Below are 18969 nucleotides of genomic sequence, written 5' to 3'. Positions count from 1 at the left end.
TACGTGACGGGGATCACGTTCAATGGAAGGAATGGTGAAGGTTTCATTGGAGGTAAATAAGAATCATCTAACAAACATCGCCGCGCCTCGCGTAGTGCTAATCAGGACACCAATCACGTATCGCTCACTAGCAAATAACACCTTGGTAACATTGCCAGGTAAAGCCATGTATCAGCAATGCCTTACGCTCCCGTGCACGTCAATCGTAGCGTCATCCCGCACGCACCCCCCTCCGCGTTGCGGGCAAAAGACGGATAGATCGAAATTCATTTCTTAACAATTGGAAACTTGTCACCTCAAGTTGCGGATGCCTAGCGCGTGTTGCACCCTGAGCATGGGTCGACTTGCAGGCGACACGAGTCGGCGTGCGTCAAACAGTACGGCATGCTGAAGTTCGCCTGCGAGTAGAATTGCGCTACTCGAAATATGAAAATATGGCCCACTTTGGCACTATGAGTACGCAACGGCCGCTGCAAGCCCCTCGGGCACTCACAGGGTCTGCGTAGGTTGAATAGTGAACAGACATGAGACGTGGGGTCGAGACCCCGGACCAGAACGCGTGCCGCGGCACAACGCACGCGCGGCGACGGTTGACGCTCAACGTCGGAACGGTGTGACATATGCCGATATCAGTTAAAGACGCCAGCGACCGGGCAGGAGCCTGACGTGGCATCCATCAAAGTTCATATGACCGGTTCGGAGTGGTTCTCGTCCGCGCCCGGTGGGCTCAATCGCTACTTCACCGACCTGTTCGTCGCCCTACAACGGCAAGACGACATCGAGCTCTCGGCCGCCGCATTCGGAGTGCCGTCCGACGGTGGACGCTCGTGGGGTGCCACCGGTGGATCCACCCGAAAGCGAGTCCTCGCCGCGTTCAACGACCGATCCGCCCTCCGACGACCCGCCATTCTCGATCGTCACTTCTGCCTGTACGGCCCCTCAGCGACCAGATGGCGCAACCGCAGCCCGCTGGTTGTGCATTTTCATGGACCGTGGGCCGCCGAGAGCAGATTCGCCGGCGCAGGTGCACTCAGATCACGAGCCAAATACGTCGTGGAGCGTCTCCGCTACGCCGGAGCCGAGCGGCTGATCGTCCTGTCGGATCAATTCCGGGACGTCCTCATCGAGGACTACCGGATCCGCGCGGACCGCATCGAGGTCATTCCGCCCGGCGTCGACCTCGAGAGGTTCGGCCTGCTGCCACGGCTGGAAGCACCCACTGGCCGTCGGACGGTGCTCTGTGTGCGCAGGCTCGAACACCGCATGGGAATCCACCGTCTCATCGAATCGTGGCCGGCGGTCATCACCGCACATCCGGATGCCTGCCTGATGATCGTGGGCACCGGTACCGCAGAGAAAGACCTACGAGCTCAGGTCACGTCCGCGGGCCTGGAGGACAGCATCCAGTTCACCGGTCGTGTCGACGACCTCACCCTCACGCAGCTCTACACACTCGCAGATTTCACGGTCGTGCCATCGGTGGCTCTTGAGGGTTTCGGGTTAATCGCACTCGAGTCCCTCGCCACCGGCCGGCCGGCCGTTGTCACCGATTGCGGCGGGCTCCCCGACGCGGTACGCGGCCTGGACTCCTCCTTGATCGTGTCCGCCGACAATGCTGAAGCGCTTGCGGCACGCCTTATCTCGGCGCTCGATGGCACTCTCCCCACACCGGAGCAATGCCGCCGACATGCCGAATCGTTCTCCTGGGCCACTGCCGCACAACGTCACCACGCCGTGTATTCGGAGCTGAGTGCATGATCAACGCGCTGTTCGTCGCTCACACCGCGGCACCCTCGGGTGCGGAACTGGCGACCTCACGGCTGCTGTCAGCGCTACGTGCCGTACCCACCGACAGCGCGGTCGAACCGTCGATGATCTACACCGAAGACGGCCCCATGGTGGACACGATGAGGTCCCGTGGCATACCGACTTCGGTGTTGGCCAACACTTTCGACAGCCGCAGCGTGACCATCAACGGTTCCGGATGGTTGCGACGGCTGACCGGCACTGCGGCGCTGATTCGCGTGGGGTGGGATCTCGGCGCCACCGTACGAGAGCGGGGAGCCGATGTGCTGGTCGCGGGAAGCACGAAAGCCCTCATCATGTGTGCCATCGCGGCCAAACGCGCGCGAGTCCCGTTGATTTGGCATGTACACGACCGAATCTCAGCCGAATACTTCGGTACCGCACTGGCATTCGCGATCCGGACACTGGGCAAGATGGTCACCGACGGGTACATCGCCAACAGCCGGTCCACCGAAGACTCACTTCGACCACGACGCCAACGGGGCGTGGTGGCATACCCGGGACTCGATTTTCAGCAGACGGCGGATACCGAGCACGCGCCGCAACGGCCCGCCGCGGAATCCGTCATCGCCGTTGTCGGCCGGCTGACGCAATGGAAGGGGCAAGACGTCTTCCTTCGGGCGCTGGCCAGAACCCAGGTTCGGCCCCTTCGCATCTACCTGGTGGGTGGCACATTCTTCGGTGAGGAAGCCTTTCGAACCGAATTAGAAGACCTGGCAAGCGAACTGCAGCTGCCCGTGACATTCACCGGACACATCGACGACCCCACCGACATCCTGTCGATGGCCGACATCCTGGTGCACTGCTCTGTTATCGCCGAGCCGTTCGGGCAGGTCGTCGTCGAGGGGCTGCGTGCGGGCTGCGCGGTCATCGCCACCCGCCCCGGTGGTCCCGCCGAGACAATTGAATCGGGTGTACACGGTCTGCTGGTCGACGCCGGCGACATAGATCAGCTGACCGATGCCCTCGACCGTCTGATCGCGGATCGCGATCTACGTATCCGATTGGCAGACGCGGGACGGTCGCGGGCCCGGAGGTTCGATATCGCCGACTCGGCGCACACCGTCGCGTCTTTCCTCTCGGACGTCGTTACCCGCCGACGCACGACAGCGGTGGAAAAGCACAGTGTCTAAAGGATTTCGAAGCGGTACAGCACTCCCCCGCGCGCTGCGACTGGCCAGAGATTTCGGGGCCGTTGTCTTCGGCAAGTACGGGCAGTACCTAGTCACCTTCGCGACCGTGCCGCTGCTCGCCCGGGTATTGGGGCCGGCGGGAATGGGATTGTTGGCGGTCGGGATGGCCGCATACTTCTTCGGCTCGATTCTCGTCGACTTGGGCATGACGCCATTTCTCGCCGCGCGCGTGCCCGCACTGCGCAACACTCCTGCCGAACTCCAGCAGGTCCGTACCGACTACTTGGCCTTGAGATTGATGACCCTGGCCGTGCTAGGTGCCGCATTCGGCGCCGGCTGGATCGCCGGGGCGCCTCCGTACGTCCACATGATTCTGTTGGGGCTCTTCGCTGGTGGGCTCTGGGCCACCTCCGACGATTGGCTGCTCATCGGGCAGGGGCGATTCGTCGCGTCGGCGATTTACCAGGGTTCGGGGCGCATCGCCTATCTCGTTCTCCTCATCGTGCTGCTGCCGCACTCCCCCCACGCGTCCACTGCCATCCTGTGTCTGCTGGGCTCGTCGGTCTTGACGGTCGCGGGCACCTGGTGGGACAGCTTGCGGACCTTCGGTGGCCTATGTCGTCCGTACACACCCGGCCACATCCTCCGCGCGAGCTGGCCGATCGCGACCTCACGACTTCTCACCACTGGGTATGGGCAAGGGGCACCAGCCATCTACTCCGCCATGCTCGACGCCGCGTCGCTGGGCCTGTTCTCGGCGAGCGACCGCCTGGTCAGGGCAGTGCAGTCGCTTCTGGACATGATCGGGTTGGTCCTGCTGCCCCGGATGGCCAAGCGCAGTGGACACCAGCACTTCTGGCGCAGCGGTCTTCTGGGATTACGCGGCGCGGTCGCGGTCGCCGTCATCGCCGCCACCCTCTTGTGGATACTGGCCGCGCCGATTGTTCACCTCATCTTCGGAAGCGAGTTCCTCGGAGCTGTCGGCTTGTTGCGCGCCGAACTTCTCATTCTTCCGGCCAGCACCATCAGTTCGTACATCAGTACCGCGCTTCTGCCCGTACGCCAGGACACCCGCGGCGTGCTCATCGCGTCGGTGGTGGGGACAACGGCATCGGCGGCAGGGCTGATCGCCGCCTCCTGGAGCCACTCCGTGTGGGCCCTGATAGGCGGTGTCATCGGCGCCGAATTCTGTGTGGCTCTGTGGTATCTGGCCCGGGTACGGCATCTGGCAGGACGGGAGCAGAGTGCGGTCGCCGAGTCCGACAGGGCGAAGGAAGGTGCTCCGCGATGAAGATCCTCTTTGTCGGCGATGACTGGGTGGGCAGCAACGCGCGGTCGATGGCAGACGGATTCCAGCAGGCCGGGCACGAGGTAGTGGTCGTCGACACCACATCGGTCACCTTGCCCGCCAGGTTGTCACCGGCGTGGTTGTACTCGAAGGGGATGCGCCAACGCGCACCGTGGCTGCAGAACGCCGCGCACGATCAGATCGAGCGCATTGCAAGAGATTTCACCCCCGACATGCTGTTCGGGTTCAAGTCGATCCATCTGGACCAGGCGCGCCTACTCCAGGTCCCGGCTGCAGTGCGCGTGCACTACAGCCCGGACGACGTCGGGAATCCTTACAACACAACGGCTGATTACCTGGCGCACGAAAGCGGGTGGGATCTCGTGGTCACCACCAAACGCCACAATGTGCCCGAGTTGCAGGCCCGCGGCGCACGTCAGGTGACCTTCGTACGCAGTGCCTACGATCCCGCGTGGCATCGCCCCTGCGCCAAACGCGTTGCACAGCAGTACCTCGTGGGATTCATCGGCGCCAGGCGTCCGGACCGATCCGATCTGATCGCCCGACTCGGCACCGAGCACGGCAAGAATCTGCTTGTTCGAGGGCCGGGCTGGCGGCGTATGCCCTCGCTGCAGGCCACCGGAGCCACGATTGGTGGCGCCGTCTACGGCGATCATTTCGCGACTACCGTCGCATCGGTCACCGCGAACCTGGTCCTGCTGAACTCCGAAAACCGCGACACCCACACCTGCCGGACCTTCGAAATACCAGCGTGCGGAGGGCTATTCGTCGGTGAACGCACCGACGAGCACGCCGAGCTGCTCAACGAGGGCACCCAATGCCTACTCTTCTCCAACGAGGCCGAGCTGCGCGAAATACTGCATTGGTGCGCCTGTCATCCCGCACACGCCGCCAAAATCGCCGAGGCAGGCCATCTTCGCGTGACGCAGGAACCGCACCGATACGTCGACCGTGCCAGGGAGATCATCGATGAACTTCAGTGACGCGAAGGAACTACCCATCGACAACACTCCAGCCCCGCCCCCGGTCCGCAGACCGTGGTGGCGCAGGCGAATCCCCCTGGCCTGTATCACGATCACCGCGCTCATCGCGGGCCTGATAACAATCGGGTGGCGCGTGTACATGAACCCGCAGACCGACCCGCTACGGCAGGCCGATGCCATCGTCGTACTGGGTGGGACCCCCTACGAGCGTTTCGACGTCGGGCTGGACCTGGCGAAGCGGGGCTACGCACCCTACTTGCTGATCTCCCGGTCGACCGGCGAGAACGACCGCAAGATGGACAAATACTGCGATGGCCACTTCACGTTTACGGTCAGCTGCTTTATCCCCGATCCCTGGACCACAGAAGGCGAAGCCCAGGAAATACGTGCCAAGGCAAAAGAACTCGGCTGGCATCACATCATCGTCATAACCTTCACGCCGCATGTTTCGCGCGCCCGCTACATCATCGGAAAGTGCTTCGACGGGGAGCTCACCATGGTCGCCAGCCCCGCACCCTCGGGGGCTGCCTTCTGGTCATGGATGTTCATCCGGCAGTCAGGCAGTTACGTGAAGGCCTTTTTAACCCCCGGATGTTGAGGAGTAACTCATGAATGGAACCGGGCCGCGTATCGCGATTGTCCACGAACGCTTCACCGAATTCGGCGGTTCGGAACTGGTGGTCGCCGAGTTCATGAAGACCTGGCCGGACGCCAAGGTCTTCGCGCCCATCACCGAACCTCAATGCCGCCAACAGGTGATGCAGGCGGCGGGCCGTACCGACGGTGCATCGCACGGGTCCATTTCCGGAACCTGGTTGGACGGCGCATATGCCTTTACCGGGCGCAGGTCGCATGCTCCACTGCTTCCCTTGGTGCCCGGCACCCTGAGGAAACTGTCGCTCGGCGATGATGTCGATGCGGTGCTGATCAGCCATCACTCGTTCGCGACTTCCGCGGCGTTCGCCACCGAAGCCCCCATCGTCGCGTACGTGCACAGCCCGGCCCGCTGGGCGTGGGACCGCACATTTCGCGATCACGAGATCGCCAGTCGATCGGGACGAATGGCCCTGTCCGCGTTGGGGAAGCTCGCACGGCGAGGGGAACTACGAGCGGCACCTCGCTTATCGCACGTCATCGCCAATTCGCACGCCGTCGCCGACAGGATCCGCGATTGGTGGGGGTTACCGTCAACCGTGATCAGCCCGCCGGTGCGCATCGACCGGTTCTCACCCGATCGGTCGATTCCCCGCGAGGACTTCTACCTGTGCGCCGGAAGGTTGGTCCCGTACAAGCGCGCGGACCTGGCCATCCGGGCCGCCCAACGTGCCAATTGCCGGCTGGTGGTGTTGGGAGACGGACGATTCCGCGATCGCCTTGAGGCCATCGCCGGACCCGAAACCACCTTTCTGGGTGCCGCATCCGACGAGGTTCTCCTCGATACGTATCGACGGTGTCGCGCCCTGCTGATGCCAGGCCTGGAAGACTTCGGAATCGTCCCCGTCGAGGCAATGGCGTGCGGGACACCGGTTCTGGCGTTGGGTGAGGGCGGAGCCTTGGATACGGTGACTCCTGGTGTGACGGGAGAGCACGTGCAGGCAGGCCCGGATGATGTCGTGGTGGAGCAGCTGGCCGCGCTGATGCGTGACTTCAACCCCGCCGACTACGACACCGACGCCATCCGGGCGCGAGCGTGCGAATTTTCTCCCGAGGCGTTCCGCACCCGGATCGCCGACACCGTGCTCGCCGCCGCGCGCGCCTAGTGTCCCGAGAGCGTCGTGTCGAGGACGCTAGCTCTTGGAGCCCGATCCGCCGTGGGAGCCGGAGCCGTCTGAGCCGCCGCCGGCATTCGATCCGTTGGAACCGCCGCCCGATGCGTCGGATGCGCGGTGCTTGCCGCCCGACTCGCTGGGCGTCTTGACCTTGACCTTGTTGGAGTTCCCGGTCGCACCGTCATCGTGGTGTTTACCGGAGTCGTTGTCCTGCTTGGCCTTGGATTCCTTGGCGGCGCTTGAGTCGTTGGTCGTCGAGGACTTCGCACCTTCACCGTCGATACCGTTGACGGACTCAACGGTGTTGGTGACGGTGGCGGTGACGACACCTCCGGTGTTCTTGATGGTGTCGGTAACCTGCTTCTTCAGCGACTGATTGGCCTTGTCGACCTTGTCCTGCAGCTTCTCCTTCACCACCGGCTTGGCAGGTTTGGCCTTGTCCTTCGCGCTGTCCTTCGCGTCGACTTTGGCATCGTCTTTGGCGACGTCCTTGGCTTCTTCTTTCGACGGTTCGGCAGCCGGTCGGACCGCGGGCTCGCCGACCGGTGCGGCACTCAACTCCGAAGCCGTGGGCACCGATGATGAAGCCGGTGCGGACGTGACCTTCTCGGCGACCTTGTCCTTGACCGCGACAAGGCTCGATCCGAGATCCAACTTCGGAGCCTCAAGCTGCTTGACCTCGGGCGCCGGAGTGCCCAGCTCTTTCGACGCAGCAGCAGGGGTCTCAGCTTGTTTCGCCGCCGGTGCGGACGTCGCCGCGGCCGCCAAGGCGTTGGGCGCCGGGGACGAGAGAGTCGTCGGGGCGGCACCGATCAGGCTGCCGAGCTGCGTCATCACGTCCTTGTAGAACTTCGACGCCTGCAGGGTGTTCGACGCCGCCCCGTTGAAGAGATTCCCGTACTGCTGCGTGAGCAGATCCGAGATCGGCGTCATCAACGGTGTGACCAACCCCTTATATAGAGGAGTAAGGGCCTTCGCGAGTTCGACCGTCGGATCCGGAATTCCCAGCGCCGTGCTCAGCAGGCCGGTGACCGTGATGAGCTGGGTCGGCACGATAGCGCCCGTCGGAATCAGGTTCGGCGGGATGATTCCGAGAGGCGTATTGGCTCCGGGCGCCGTGCCCAGCTGGAAGGTCGGCATGAGGCCCACGCCGAAGAGCGACGGCAGGGTGAATCCCATGCCCTCGGTACCCATGTTGAATCCGCCGAGTGAGTAGACGATCGGTATCGGCAGCGCCCCGGTGAACGGCATCTGCAACACCATGACGTTCTGTCCGTTGTTGATATTGAATCCATTGGTGCCGATGTAATTACCGGTCGTCACATTCAGATTCGTCATGCCGAGGCCCAGCATCGGAATCGAGAAGTTCGACAACGTCGTACCGATCGGCGAATAGATGCCGTTTTCCGTCGGGATAAGCACGTGCGCATTGAACTGACCGGCCTGCCCCAGACCGAGGGGAGCCGTGATGCCATTGGCCCACATGGGTACGGAAAGGACCTGCTGAAAGTTCAGCGGGCCACCGTCGACGACCAGCGTGGGCGCAGTGGCCCACCAGCCGGTCTCCATCCCGAGAGGGAACTTATAGTTCCCCGCACCCATCGGAACCCAGGCCGTGACGTTCGGAAGTGAGCCGTCCGGAAGGACCCGGACCGAATCCGGGAGCACGCCCAAAGGATCAAGAGCGGCCGGAATCTTGATGTTGAGCCCGCTGGGTGTCTGGATGAACGTATTGGTAAGGGTGGTCAGACCACTGACCTGAAGCAGCGGCCAGTTATAACCGGCCGTGAACTTGTCCTGTTCTGCGATCAGTCCGTCGACGATGTCACTCAACGGTGGAAGCTCGTTGACGATCGGCCCGATGATCGGCGCGTGGTTCAAGCCATCGAGGACGTCGGCCAGACCGTTGATCAGATTCGCGCCCGGAATGGTCGTCGGAAGCGGAAGGTCGACAAACCCTTGGCCGGGGATCTTGATACTCGGAATGACTCCGGGCACCCCCGTCGGCAGCGGCGTGCTCGCGAGATTGCGCAGAACATTGGGAAGATCGGCGATCCTGGTCAGATTCGAGTGCGTGAGCGTCGTCCCGAACGTCGGGAGCAACCCGCCGGTCTGGCCGGCGATGGGATTCCAGACGCCTCCGGCCGCCGATCCGATCGCATTGGTTCCCGCTAAGTAGTTATTGAGCGCGTCCCTAGAGTCTGTGACCGCGCCCTTATAGTCCGGCGCGGCAGCAGCAGCCTGCGCGGTGGGCCCGACGAAAGCCAAGCTCGCGGTCGCGGCGACTGCCCCCGCCGCGGTCACGGTGCGTTGGACAACGACCTTTTTTGATGACTTCCGATGTCGCTTAGACAAGACCGCAACCCTCTCCTTTGAGGAAACCCAGAACGTGAGCAGCACTGTAAGCGTGTGATCCACCTCATAGCCGCGATTCCAGGAACGTGTCGACCCGAGATTGTTCTGATTACAGCAATGCCCCAGACTCTCCCCGGTCGCTGCGGATCGCGTGTGCAGGCGGTCCAACTCACGCAAAGTGGTTGACGAAAGTTAGCTAGAAGCGTCAACAAGCGTTTACGGCGAGCAATTAGACGCTGGTGGCAAACACGGAAACCGCGGCGACGCCGGGGTACTACAACCCCAGTAGACGACCGTCAATTTACGTTCAACACTGAATCTATTTTGCCGTTTCGTGTGCATCCAGGAACTGAATAGCCCATGATGTCCGAGACGTACTCGTAGATTGCTGGGATTTGTGTCTCAGGTCACACAGGGAGCCGTATTGATCGCCGTATCCGCCACCGCTCTGAGCTGCGTTTGTGCGGGCCACCTGCGATGACCACACAGGACGAGCACCGCGCCACCACTGATGGCGTCGCGGCGATCCAGGATTGGACGACCGGATACGTCAAGCGTCACCCTCTTGAATCACTCAAGACGGTCGGCGAGCAGTTCATGCTGGGCGTGCGCACCATCCAGTGGTTCTTCGTCGACTTGTTCACCGGCCAGTTCCAGTGGCAGGAGTTCGTCAGGCAAGGCGCCTTCCAAGCCGGCACCGCCGTGGTGCCCGTCATCCTGGTGACCCTGCCCATCGGTGTCACACTGTCGATCCAGTTCGCCCTGCTGGCGGGCCAGGTGGGTGCGACCTCGCTCGCCGGCGCCGCCAGTGGCATCGCCATCATCCGGCAGGCCGCCTCGCTCGTCGCCGCACTCCTGATGTCCGCGGCCGTTGGCTCGGCCATCACCGCCGACCTGGGCTCCCGCACCATGCGCGAGGAGACCGACGCGATGGAAGTCATGGGCGTCTCCGTCATCCGCAGGCTTGTCGTCCCGCGGTTCGCCGCCGCCATCATGATCGGTGTCGCGCTGACGGGTGTCGTCTGCTTTGTGGGGTTCCTGGGCGCCTACCTATTCAACGTCTACTGGCAAAACGGCGCACCCGGCAGCTTCGTCTCGACGTTCTCGGCCTTCGCCACCCCCGGCGACATGATCCTGGCCGTCTTGAAGGCGATCATCTACGGCGCCATTGTGGCGGTGGTGGCCTGCCAGAAGGGTCTGTCCACCAAGGGCGGCCCGATCGGTGTGGCCAACTCGGTGAATGCCGCCGTCGTCGAGTCGATCCTGCTGCTGATGACCGTCAACCTCGCCATCAGCCAGCTCTACATCATGATGTTCCCGCGGACGGGGCTGTGACATGACCGCATCAACTTATGTACCCCCGATTGCACGGCCCTTCGTCGGTATCTACAACAAGGCCCAGAAGCCGATCACTCGGCTGGGTCACATGGTGGCCTTCTTCTTCCGCGCGATTGCCGGCGTCCCGATCGTGCTGCGCCACTACCGCAAAGAGTTCCTGCGACACCTGTCCGATGTCGCCTGGGGCAACGGCTCTCTCGTGGTCGGTGGTGGTACCGCCGGCGTCATGATTGTCCTGGGCATCATTGCCGGCGGGCTGGTGGCCATCGAGGGCTATAACTTCCTGGACCTGCTCGGGCTGGGGCCGGCGACCGGCATCATCTCGTCACTGGTGAACACCCGCGAGCTCGCCCCGATCATGGCTGCCATCGCGTTCGCCGTACAGGCCGGCTGCCGTTTCACCGCACAGCTCGGTGCCATGCGCATCTCCGAAGAGATCGACGCCATGGACTCCATCGCGATCCGGCCCATCCCCTACCTGGTGACCGCCCGGCTGATGGCAGCCACGGTCGTCACCATTCCGCTGTATGTCGCCTGTCTCGCCGTCAGCTACCTTTCCTGCCAGATCATGGTGGGCATCATGAGCGGCGGCTCCATCGGCTCGTACCTGCACTACTTCGGTATCGGCGTGAGCGGTATCGACATCGTCTACTCCATCATCAAGGCCGTCATCTTCGTGTGGGTCGCCTCGACCGTCCAGTGCTATTACGGCTTCTACGCCAGCGGCGGTCCCGAGGGTGTGGGCGTAGCCGCCGGACACGCCATGCGCGCCGCCATCACCCTGGTGATCATCATCAACATGCTGCTCACCATGGCGCTCTGGAGCGTCGACGCCGGTGCGAGGTTGGGTGGCTAATGGCCGGGAATTCCTTTGAAACGGACGGCCGTGGGCCCTCCGAGAAGCTCCTGCTGGGGACCGGCCTCGCCATGATCCTGGTGGCCGCCCTGGTCACCGGTCTCATGCTGTTGAAGTCCACGGGACGTCTCAACGATTACATCCGCGTGGTTGCCGACCTCGTCAACGTCGGTGACGGCCTGCCGCAGAAATCTGATGTGAAGTACCACGGCGTGCTAGTCGGCGAGGTCGACAACGTCACACCGGCCGCCAACGGCCAGCCCAACCTCGTGCACATCAACCTCAGGCCCGAATACGCCAAGTCCATCCCCAACACCACCACTGCTCGGGTGGTTCCCAGCAACGTGTTCGCGGTGTCCTCCGTGCAGCTGGTCGATCGCGGGCCCGGCGCCCCCATTCGCGAAGGCGCGCACATCGCCGAGGACACCCAGCTGCCCACAGTTCTGTTCCAGACCACGGTGAGCAAGCTGCGCGACGTCCTCGCCGCCACCGGCCGCGGTCGCGACGACAACTCCACCGGCATCCTGGCGGCCCTCGGAGCCGCCACCGACAACCGCCGCGTCAAACTGCTCACCGGCGGTGCCCAGCTCAACCGGCTCATCGCCCAGCTCAACGAAATCGTCGCCACCGACACCGGCCCATCCACCGTCAACGCCCTGCTGAACGCGACCGAAGGCCTCAAGCAGACCGCACCAGAGCTGCTCGACTCGCTACACAACGCCGTGAAACCGATGCAGACCTTCGTCGAGAAGCGCGAGCAGCTGACGGCCCTGGTGCACGGTGGTCTTAATACAGTGACCACCACCCGGCAGGCATTCGACAATCACACCGATCAGCTGATCGGTGTGACAACCGACCTGACGCCCGTCCTCGGCACCTTCGCCAACAACGCGCCCAAGTTCCAGATGATCTTCCAGAAGCTGACTCAGATGAGCCAGAAGTGGTTTGAGAATCCTTGGCTGTCCGATGTGGACACCGGCAACATGCGGGTGAACCTGTCCTTGACCCCCGGATACAGCTACACGCGGGCGGACTGCCCCCGGTACGGCGAGCTCAAGGGACCGAGCTGCTACACCGCACCCGAGCTCGTGGTGCGGCCCGATATGCCCGACGAGCTGCTGCCACAGAACTACAAGGTGCCGGCGGACGTGGCGCCGCCGCGCGGAACCGTGGTGGGCCCCAACGGAAATCTGGTCGCGGTGGGCCCGCCGTTGGTCGTGCCGCCGGGAGGCCCCAACCTGACCGACCCGAACCCGCCGCTGCCGCCGTGGCAGCCCTACCCATCACCCCGCGTTCCCGGCACCGCCGACCCCGAGGACGAAGGACCGCCACCGCACTCGCCTCCGATCCCGGCCGCACCGGTCGCACCCGGCGCACGTGACGGCGGAGGTGCACCAATCGCGCCCGCGTCGTTCGGCGGGAATGTCGGCCCCATCGGCAGCAACGTCGAGCGTGGTCAGCTCAGCATGATCACGACCAAACCGGCCACGTCCTCCACACAACTGCTGCTCGGCCCGGTCGTACGCGGCACCACGGTGTCGCTTGCGAAGGAAGGTTCCCAATGAAGTTCCGTGGTCCGTTGATCGCGTTGACCGTCTTTATGGCGGTTGCGTTGGCGTTGACGTGGCTGGTGTATGCCACGTTGCGTCGCGATGTCGCGGGCGGCACCACCGCGTACTCGGCGATTTTCAGCGATGTGTACGGGTTACGCGATGGTGATGACGTCCGCATGGCGGGTGTGCGCGTGGGCCGCGTCGAGAAGATCGAGCTGGTCAACAACAACCAGGCGAAGGTCGATTTCGTCGTCCAGAACGACCAGAGGCTGTACGGCAACACCCTGGCCTCGGTGACGTATCAGAACATCGTGGGTCAGCGGTATCTGGGCCTGTCGATCGGTAAGACGGGCGATACCAATGTGCTTGCCGGCGGGACGACTATCCCGATGGAACGCACCGACCCGTCTTTCGATGTGACCACGCTGCTCAATGGATATGAGCCGTTGTTCAGCACATTGTCCCCTGAACAGGCCGACAATCTCACCAAGGGTGTCATTCAGTCACTGCAGGGCGATCGGGCCTCGATCACGTCACTGGTGGATCAAACCTCCACGATGACAAAGACATTCGCGGGCCACGACCAGGTGTTGGGCAATGTGATCACCAGCCTCAGCACCGTGACTGGCAACCTGGCGCAGCAGAACGAGAGCCTCGATAAGACGATCACCAACACCCGCAAGGCAATCGCGGACTTCGACTCTCGTCGTCCCGAGCTGGTGTCCTCGGTGGGCTCGCTGGCCCAAACCCTGCGCCGCCTTTCGAAGATCACCGACGAAGTCAACCCCTCGCTCGACGAGCTCATCACTCGCCAGCCCGGGTTCGCCAAGCACATGGTCGAAATCGAACCGAAGCTGGCCTTCCTCGGCGGCAACCTGCCGCTGCTACTCAAGGGCTTGGCCCGCATCACCGAGAACGGCGCGTACGGCAATGCCTACATCTGCGACCTGAACATCACCGGCTTCTTCCCCGGCCTCAACGATGTCGTGCCGATCATCGTCAACGCGGCCACCCCCGGCAACGTCACGCAACACACCCCCCGATGCAGGAACATGGCCAATGGCTGAGCAATCCAGGTGGCAGAAGATCAAGAACCGACCGGTCGAGACCTACAACAAGACCTGGCTCGGGTTCATCGCGATCGCCGTGATCGGCGCACTCGTGGGCGGCATGCTGCTCATCAAGGCCATCGGCTTCGGGTACTCCACCTACACCGCCGAGTTCGCGCAGGCCGCGTCGCTGCGGGCGGGCCAGCCGATCACCGTGGCGGGCATTCCGATGGGGACTGTCACCAGGATGAAGCTGGTCGGCGATCACGTTGAGGCCAAGCTCTCGGTCAGCGATGACGTGAAACTGGGTAAGGACACCAAGGCCTCGATCCGGGTCACCACCATCCTGGGCTCCCGGTTCCTGGACCTACGTCCCGAAGGGCCGGGGTCGTTGCCCGGTAAGACGATTGACCTGGCGCACACCGAGGTCCCCTACGATCTGCAGGCCACGCTCAAGGATGTGACGAACACCTTCGACAAGGTTGATTTCGACAAGGTGGGACAGTCGCTGAGCATTCTGGGCAAGCAGCTCGACGGACTGCCCGAGGTGGTCCCGCAGGCCATGCAGAACATCCAGACCTTGTCCTCCATCATCGCTGAGCGCCGCGACCAACTCGGCACGCTACTCAAGAGCACCGAGAAGGTCACCAACACGCTGCACCGCCAGCAACAGGGCATCGGAACCCTGATCAACCAGGGCCAGAACCTGATCGGCGAATTCGTGGTGCGCCGCGGAACATTCCACGCCATGATGCAATCGCTCACCAACCTGGTCGAGGAGCTGAGCAAGATCGTCATCAAGGATCGGCCGCAGCTCGATGACATGCTCAAGACGTTGCGCCAACTCACCGACATGCTCGGCCAGCACGACGACCTGCTGCGCAACATCTTGCAGATCGCTCCCGTGGCACTACGTGGCGTCACCAACGCCACCGGTACCGGCAACGCCATCGAGTTCAACGCACCCAACGGTCTGGTCGTCGACTCCTGGATGTGCGCAATCAGCGGTCGCGCCAAGCAATTCGGCGAGATCCAGTACTTCAAGGACTGCAAATGAGTAGCGGGAAGGGTCGGGCTGTCGCGGTCATCGCGGCGATCGCGGTGGTCGTTGCGGCCATCGTGGGCGCGGGCGCGTATTACGTGAAGTCGAAGTTGGATCACATCACGCTGACCGCGCAGTTCGACAATGCGTCCGGGCTTTATGAGTCCAATGTGGTTGCGGTGCTGGGTATGCCGGTCGGCCAGATCAAGAAGATCACTCCGAGGTCGGGATATGTGGAGGTGGAGTTCACCGTCGACAAGGACGTGAAGGTGCCCGCCGATGTGCAGGCCGTCACGCTGTCGACGTCGATCCTGACCGACCGCCAGGTGGAGCTGTCCCCGCCTTATCGCGGCGGACCGACGCTCAACGACGGTGACACGATCGCGCTGGACCACACCAAGACTCCGGTCGAGTTCGACCGGGTGTTAGGTGTGCTCGACCAGCTGTCGGTATCACTTAAGGGAGATGGCAAGGGCCAGGGACCGGTCGGGGACATCATCAACGCGGCCGCCGGGGTGGCCGATGGTAACGGCGAGAAGATCAAGTCAGGTCTCGACGAGCTGTCCAAGGCGCTGCGGCTGAGCTCGGAGGGCGGCGTGACCACCCGAGAACAGCTGACCACCATCATCAAGAACATCAGCTCACTGTTCGACGCCGCGGCAACCAACGACGGCAAGCTGCGCGACTTCGCCTCCACGATCCACCAACTCAGCTCGGTCATCGACGACGAGGCGCTGGGCACAGGTACCACGGGTCGCAAGCTCAACGAACTGGTCAAGCAGGCCGGCGATCTCCTCGAAGGCAACCGCGACAACATCAAGGCCGCTGTCCTCAACGGGAATACGGCCCTGAAGACGGTGGTGGACAAACAACGCGATCTCTCCGAGGTCCTCGACATCGCACCCCTGGCAGTGGAGAACCTGTACAACATCATCGACCAGGACAACGGGGCATTGCGCGCACGGTTCCTCACCGACAAGCTGCTGTTCGAGAGCCAGACCGGCAAGGAGATCTGCAACATGATGGGCCTGCGCCAGTTGGGCTGCAGCACAGGAACATTGCAGGACTACGGCCCCGACTTCGGACTTACCTACGTGCTCGACGGGCTCGCGGCGATGGGGCAAAAGTAATGGCTACACGCAAGCGACTGATCACCAGGTTGACCAGCACGGCATCCGTATCCGTGCTGGCCGCCGCGGCGCTGTCGGGATGCGCAACCAACGGCCTGGGCGATCTGCCGCTGCCCGCTCCCGGTGTCGGATCCGGTGGCTATCACCTGACGGCCCTGTTCTCGAACGTCCTGAACCTCCCCAACAGCGCCAAGGTGAAACTCGCCGGCGCCGATGTGGGCCAGGTCGACGAGATGCGCGTGAGCAACTACACCGCCATCACCACGTTACGCATTCTCGATGGCGTCCGACTGCCCAAGGGCAGCACCGCCGAGCTACGTTCCGCGACCCCACTGGGCGATGTCTTCGTCTCGATTCGCCCCCCGGCGGGTGCACCATCGGACGCACCGATCCTCAAGAACGGCGACACCATCGGCCTGGACTCCACGACCGCCGCCGCGACGGTGGAGTCGGTGCTGAGCTCTGCCGCGCTCGTCTCCAACGGCGGCGCCGTACGCAACCTGACCAATATCGTCAACGGTTTCGGTAAGGCGACCGGCGACCAGGGCCAGGCGTTCGGCGACCTGATCAAAGACTCGAATCGTCTTCTCGGAACCTTGAATTCGCGATCCTCGCAGATCTCGGAGGCGCTCACCCAGACCTCGCAGCTGGCCGATCAGCTGGACGCCAAGAACCAGACACTCACCGATATCGTCAAGGAGGCCGACCCGGCCACCGAGGCCCTCGCCGCCAACACCGCACAGCTTTCCCAGCTGATCCTGCAGATCGGTGACACCACCAGGCAGCTGCAGAAATTCCCGTCGATCGCAGGCACCGATACCAGTGGGCGGAGCGTCATCGGCGACGCGAATACCATTGCGCGGGCCTGGAATGAGATCGCGCAAGACCCGACCGTCGATATCAACAACCTCAACCGGCAGATCACCACGCTCATCAAGTCAACGCCGAGTAACGCGATCTCGGTGCGGGTCAGCATCGACCGGCTGATTCTCGGATCGATGCCGGATGCAGGGTTCAAGGGCGATCTCGGCTCACACGGCCCCAAGCGCTACAACTGGGCCCAGCTGGTCGGCTCCATGAAGTACACGCTCTGGCGTCTACAGGAACGCGTCGTCGGCAAGGGCGTATACGGCGAGAACGTTGAGATGCGGCCGAGCCCAACCGAACCTGGTGTGATCGAGCGTGTTCCACCGGGCCCGCCCGCACCTGCACCGTCGCCGCCGGGCGCTCCGGTACCGTCGCCGCCGGGCGCTCCGGTACCGCCGCCCCCCGGACAGGCTGATCCCGCGTCGGCTCCGGCACCAGGACCCGCTCCCGGTCCCGCGCCCGGACCGGCCCCCGCTCCAGAGGTGATGGGCCAATGATCAACGCCATCGCCAACGGACTCGTCGGCACCGTCCGGGCCGGGCACCGAAAGAAGATGCTGCTCTCCGGCATCGCGCTGGGGACTGTGCTGCTCGTCGCGATCGCCTACCTCATGGTGGGCGCGTTGCGGGTCAGCCCCTTGGCGGGGACCTACCGCGTCATGGTGAAACTTCCGGAGTCGGGTGGTCTGCTACCTAACCAGGACGTGGCCCTGCGCGGCGTGCGGATCGGCTCCGTGCAATCGCTGGAGATCACCCAACAGGGCGTCAACGCTGTTGCCGAGATCCAGTCGAAGTACAAGATCCCCACCGCCGCCAAGGTGCGCGTCACGGGTCTCTCACCGGCCGGTGAGCAGTACATCAACTTCGAGGGCGTCTCGGACCAGGGACCGTTCCTGCACGACGGCAGTGTCATCGCCGAAGGTGCCCAGGTACCCGTCACGCTGGCCAAACTGCTCGCGGACGCCGACGGTCTGCTCGCACAGATAGAACCCAAGAAGCTTGAGCTCATCAAGAAGGAACTGAGCCTGAGCAAGGAAGGCCCGAAGAAGCTCACCGAGATCATCGACGGCGGTACGTTCCTGCTCAACACCCTCGATTCGGTGCTGCCGGAGACCACCAGCGTCCTCAAGACCAGCCGAGTGGTGCTGACCCTTGCCGCCGACAAGAACTCCGGTATCAAGGCCACCGCGGACAGCCTGGGCCGAGCCCTGCGCGGTATCGACAAGATGCAGAACGGGTACCGCAAGCTCGTCGACCAGACCCCCAAGACGCTGGGCGCGGTAGACAACCTGTTCGCCGACAACTCCGACACCATGGTCACCCTGCTGGGCAACCTCGCCACCGCGTCGAAGCTGCTCTACCTGCGCGTTCCTGCACTGAACGCACTGTTCCCCACCTACCGCGGTTCGGTGTTCGACGCCCTCATGAGCATCATGCACGACGGCGGCATCTGGGCCACCGCCGATCTGTACCCGCGCTACGTGTGTGACTACGCGACACCGAGGCTGCCGCTGTCGGCCGCCGACTACCCGGAGCCGTTCCTCTACGCGAACTACTGCGCGGATGAAGATCCGGCGGTCCTGATCCGCGGCGCCAAGAATGCGCCGCGACCAGCAGGGGACGACACCGCCGGACCACCCCAGGGAGCCGATATGGGCCAGAAGGCCGATCCGACACCAAAGGGCAGGTTCCAGGTACCCACCCCATATGGTGGACCGACACTGCCGATCGAACCGCCGCGTTGATGCCTGACCTGCGATCCAGATTCAAGGAGCCACTA

15 protein-coding genes are annotated in these 18969 nt (G+C 63.4%); 14 read left to right on the top strand and 1 reads right to left on the bottom strand.

Annotated elements, in window-relative coordinates:
• Positions 1-687: 687 nt before the first annotated feature.
• Genes MLB1_RS17885 through MLB1_RS17860 form a run of 6 tightly spaced genes read left to right on the top strand, consistent with a single transcriptional unit; the run spans position 688 to position 6991 of the window.
• The gene (locus tag MLB1_RS17885) at positions 688-1758 is read left to right on the top strand and encodes a glycosyltransferase family 4 protein (protein WP_180751281.1); all 1071 of its coding nucleotides are present in this window, start codon (positions 688-690) and stop codon (positions 1756-1758) included.
• The gene (locus MLB1_RS17880) at positions 1755-2939 is read left to right on the top strand and encodes a glycosyltransferase family 4 protein (protein ID WP_180751172.1); all 1185 of its coding nucleotides are present in this window, start codon (positions 1755-1757) and stop codon (positions 2937-2939) included. Before MLB1_RS17885 ends, MLB1_RS17880 begins: the two co-directional genes overlap by 4 nt.
• Entirely contained in the window at positions 2932-4230 is a 1299-nt protein-coding gene (locus tag MLB1_RS17875) for an oligosaccharide flippase family protein (protein WP_180751171.1), read from the top strand. Before MLB1_RS17880 ends, MLB1_RS17875 begins: the two co-directional genes overlap by 8 nt.
• Positions 4227-5231, top strand: coding sequence for a glycosyltransferase (locus MLB1_RS17870; RefSeq protein WP_180751170.1), 1005 nt, complete (start codon positions 4227-4229; stop codon positions 5229-5231). The genes MLB1_RS17875 and MLB1_RS17870 overlap by 4 nt, the downstream gene beginning before the upstream one ends.
• Positions 5218-5829 carry a YdcF family protein gene (locus MLB1_RS17865; RefSeq protein WP_180751169.1) on the top strand — a complete coding sequence of 204 codons (612 nt, stop codon included), beginning with the start codon at positions 5218-5220 and terminating at the stop codon, positions 5827-5829. The genes MLB1_RS17870 and MLB1_RS17865 overlap by 14 nt, the downstream gene beginning before the upstream one ends.
• Before the next feature lie 10 nt (positions 5830-5839).
• The gene (locus tag MLB1_RS17860; RefSeq protein WP_180751168.1) at positions 5840-6991 is read left to right on the top strand and encodes a glycosyltransferase; all 1152 of its coding nucleotides are present in this window, start codon (positions 5840-5842) and stop codon (positions 6989-6991) included.
• Positions 6992-7018: 27 nt separating this feature from the next.
• Here the strand turns inward: MLB1_RS17860 and MLB1_RS17855 are convergent, their stop codons facing one another.
• The gene (locus MLB1_RS17855) at positions 7019-9400 is read right to left on the bottom strand and encodes a hypothetical protein (RefSeq protein ID WP_180751280.1); all 2382 of its coding nucleotides are present in this window, start codon (positions 9398-9400) and stop codon (positions 7019-7021) included.
• Between the two features lie 432 nt (positions 9401-9832).
• Between MLB1_RS17855 and MLB1_RS17850 the strand changes: the two genes are divergently transcribed.
• Genes MLB1_RS17850 through MLB1_RS17815 form a run of 8 tightly spaced genes read left to right on the top strand, consistent with a single transcriptional unit; the run spans position 9833 to position 18934 of the window.
• Positions 9833-10690 (top strand): ABC transporter permease, encoded by an 858-nt coding sequence (locus MLB1_RS17850; RefSeq protein WP_180751167.1) that lies wholly within the window; start codon positions 9833-9835, stop codon positions 10688-10690.
• Between the two features lies 1 nt (position 10691).
• Positions 10692-11549, top strand: coding sequence for an ABC transporter permease (locus tag MLB1_RS17845; protein ID WP_180751166.1), 858 nt, complete (start codon positions 10692-10694; stop codon positions 11547-11549).
• Complete coding sequence (locus MLB1_RS17840; RefSeq protein WP_180751165.1) at positions 11549-13114, top strand: MCE family protein; 1566 nt, start codon at positions 11549-11551, stop codon at positions 13112-13114. Before MLB1_RS17845 ends, MLB1_RS17840 begins: the two co-directional genes overlap by 1 nt.
• Complete coding sequence (locus tag MLB1_RS17835; protein WP_180751164.1) at positions 13111-14169, top strand: MlaD family protein; 1059 nt, start codon at positions 13111-13113, stop codon at positions 14167-14169. The genes MLB1_RS17840 and MLB1_RS17835 overlap by 4 nt, the downstream gene beginning before the upstream one ends.
• Positions 14162-15208 carry an MlaD family protein gene (locus tag MLB1_RS17830; protein ID WP_180751163.1) on the top strand — a complete coding sequence of 349 codons (1047 nt, stop codon included), beginning with the start codon at positions 14162-14164 and terminating at the stop codon, positions 15206-15208. The genes MLB1_RS17835 and MLB1_RS17830 overlap by 8 nt, the downstream gene beginning before the upstream one ends.
• Positions 15205-16323: an MCE family protein gene (locus MLB1_RS17825; protein ID WP_180751162.1), complete on the top strand. Its 1119-nt coding sequence runs from the start codon at positions 15205-15207 to the stop codon at positions 16321-16323. Before MLB1_RS17830 ends, MLB1_RS17825 begins: the two co-directional genes overlap by 4 nt.
• Complete coding sequence (locus MLB1_RS17820; protein ID WP_180751161.1) at positions 16323-17687, top strand: MlaD family protein; 1365 nt, start codon at positions 16323-16325, stop codon at positions 17685-17687. The genes MLB1_RS17825 and MLB1_RS17820 overlap by 1 nt, the downstream gene beginning before the upstream one ends.
• The gene (locus MLB1_RS17815) at positions 17684-18934 is read left to right on the top strand and encodes an MlaD family protein (protein ID WP_180751160.1); all 1251 of its coding nucleotides are present in this window, start codon (positions 17684-17686) and stop codon (positions 18932-18934) included. The genes MLB1_RS17820 and MLB1_RS17815 overlap by 4 nt, the downstream gene beginning before the upstream one ends.
• Positions 18935-18969: the final 35 nt, after the last annotated feature.

This window comes from Mycobacteroides sp. LB1, from assembly GCF_013449725.1.
GTDB lineage: Bacteria > Actinomycetota > Actinomycetes > Mycobacteriales > Mycobacteriaceae > Mycobacterium.
The sequence above is the reverse complement of the archived record's forward strand: the minus strand, read 5'-3'. Positions and strand labels throughout refer to the sequence as shown.

Excerpts from the sequence above, each read along its gene's own strand:
- MLB1_RS17885 (WP_180751281.1), top strand. The coding sequence starts at position 688 with ATGACCGGTTCGGAGTGGTTCTCGTCCGCGCCCGGTGGGCTCAATCGC.
- MLB1_RS17880 (WP_180751172.1), top strand. The coding sequence starts at position 1,755 with ATGATCAACGCGCTGTTCGTCGCTCACACCGCGGCACCCTCGGGTGCG.
- MLB1_RS17870 (WP_180751170.1), top strand. The coding sequence starts at position 4,227 with ATGAAGATCCTCTTTGTCGGCGATGACTGGGTGGGCAGCAACGCGCGG.
- MLB1_RS17865 (WP_180751169.1), top strand. The coding sequence starts at position 5,218 with ATGAACTTCAGTGACGCGAAGGAACTACCCATCGACAACACTCCAGCC.
- MLB1_RS17860 (WP_180751168.1), top strand. The coding sequence starts at position 5,840 with ATGAATGGAACCGGGCCGCGTATCGCGATTGTCCACGAACGCTTCACC.
- MLB1_RS17850 (WP_180751167.1), top strand. The coding sequence starts at position 9,833 with ATGACCACACAGGACGAGCACCGCGCCACCACTGATGGCGTCGCGGCG.
- MLB1_RS17845 (WP_180751166.1), top strand. The coding sequence starts at position 10,692 with ATGACCGCATCAACTTATGTACCCCCGATTGCACGGCCCTTCGTCGGT.
- MLB1_RS17840 (WP_180751165.1), top strand. The coding sequence starts at position 11,549 with ATGGCCGGGAATTCCTTTGAAACGGACGGCCGTGGGCCCTCCGAGAAG.
- MLB1_RS17835 (WP_180751164.1), top strand. The coding sequence starts at position 13,111 with ATGAAGTTCCGTGGTCCGTTGATCGCGTTGACCGTCTTTATGGCGGTT.
- MLB1_RS17830 (WP_180751163.1), top strand. The coding sequence starts at position 14,162 with ATGGCTGAGCAATCCAGGTGGCAGAAGATCAAGAACCGACCGGTCGAG.
- MLB1_RS17825 (WP_180751162.1), top strand. The coding sequence starts at position 15,205 with ATGAGTAGCGGGAAGGGTCGGGCTGTCGCGGTCATCGCGGCGATCGCG.
- MLB1_RS17820 (WP_180751161.1), top strand. The coding sequence starts at position 16,323 with ATGGCTACACGCAAGCGACTGATCACCAGGTTGACCAGCACGGCATCC.
- MLB1_RS17815 (WP_180751160.1), top strand. The coding sequence starts at position 17,684 with ATGATCAACGCCATCGCCAACGGACTCGTCGGCACCGTCCGGGCCGGG.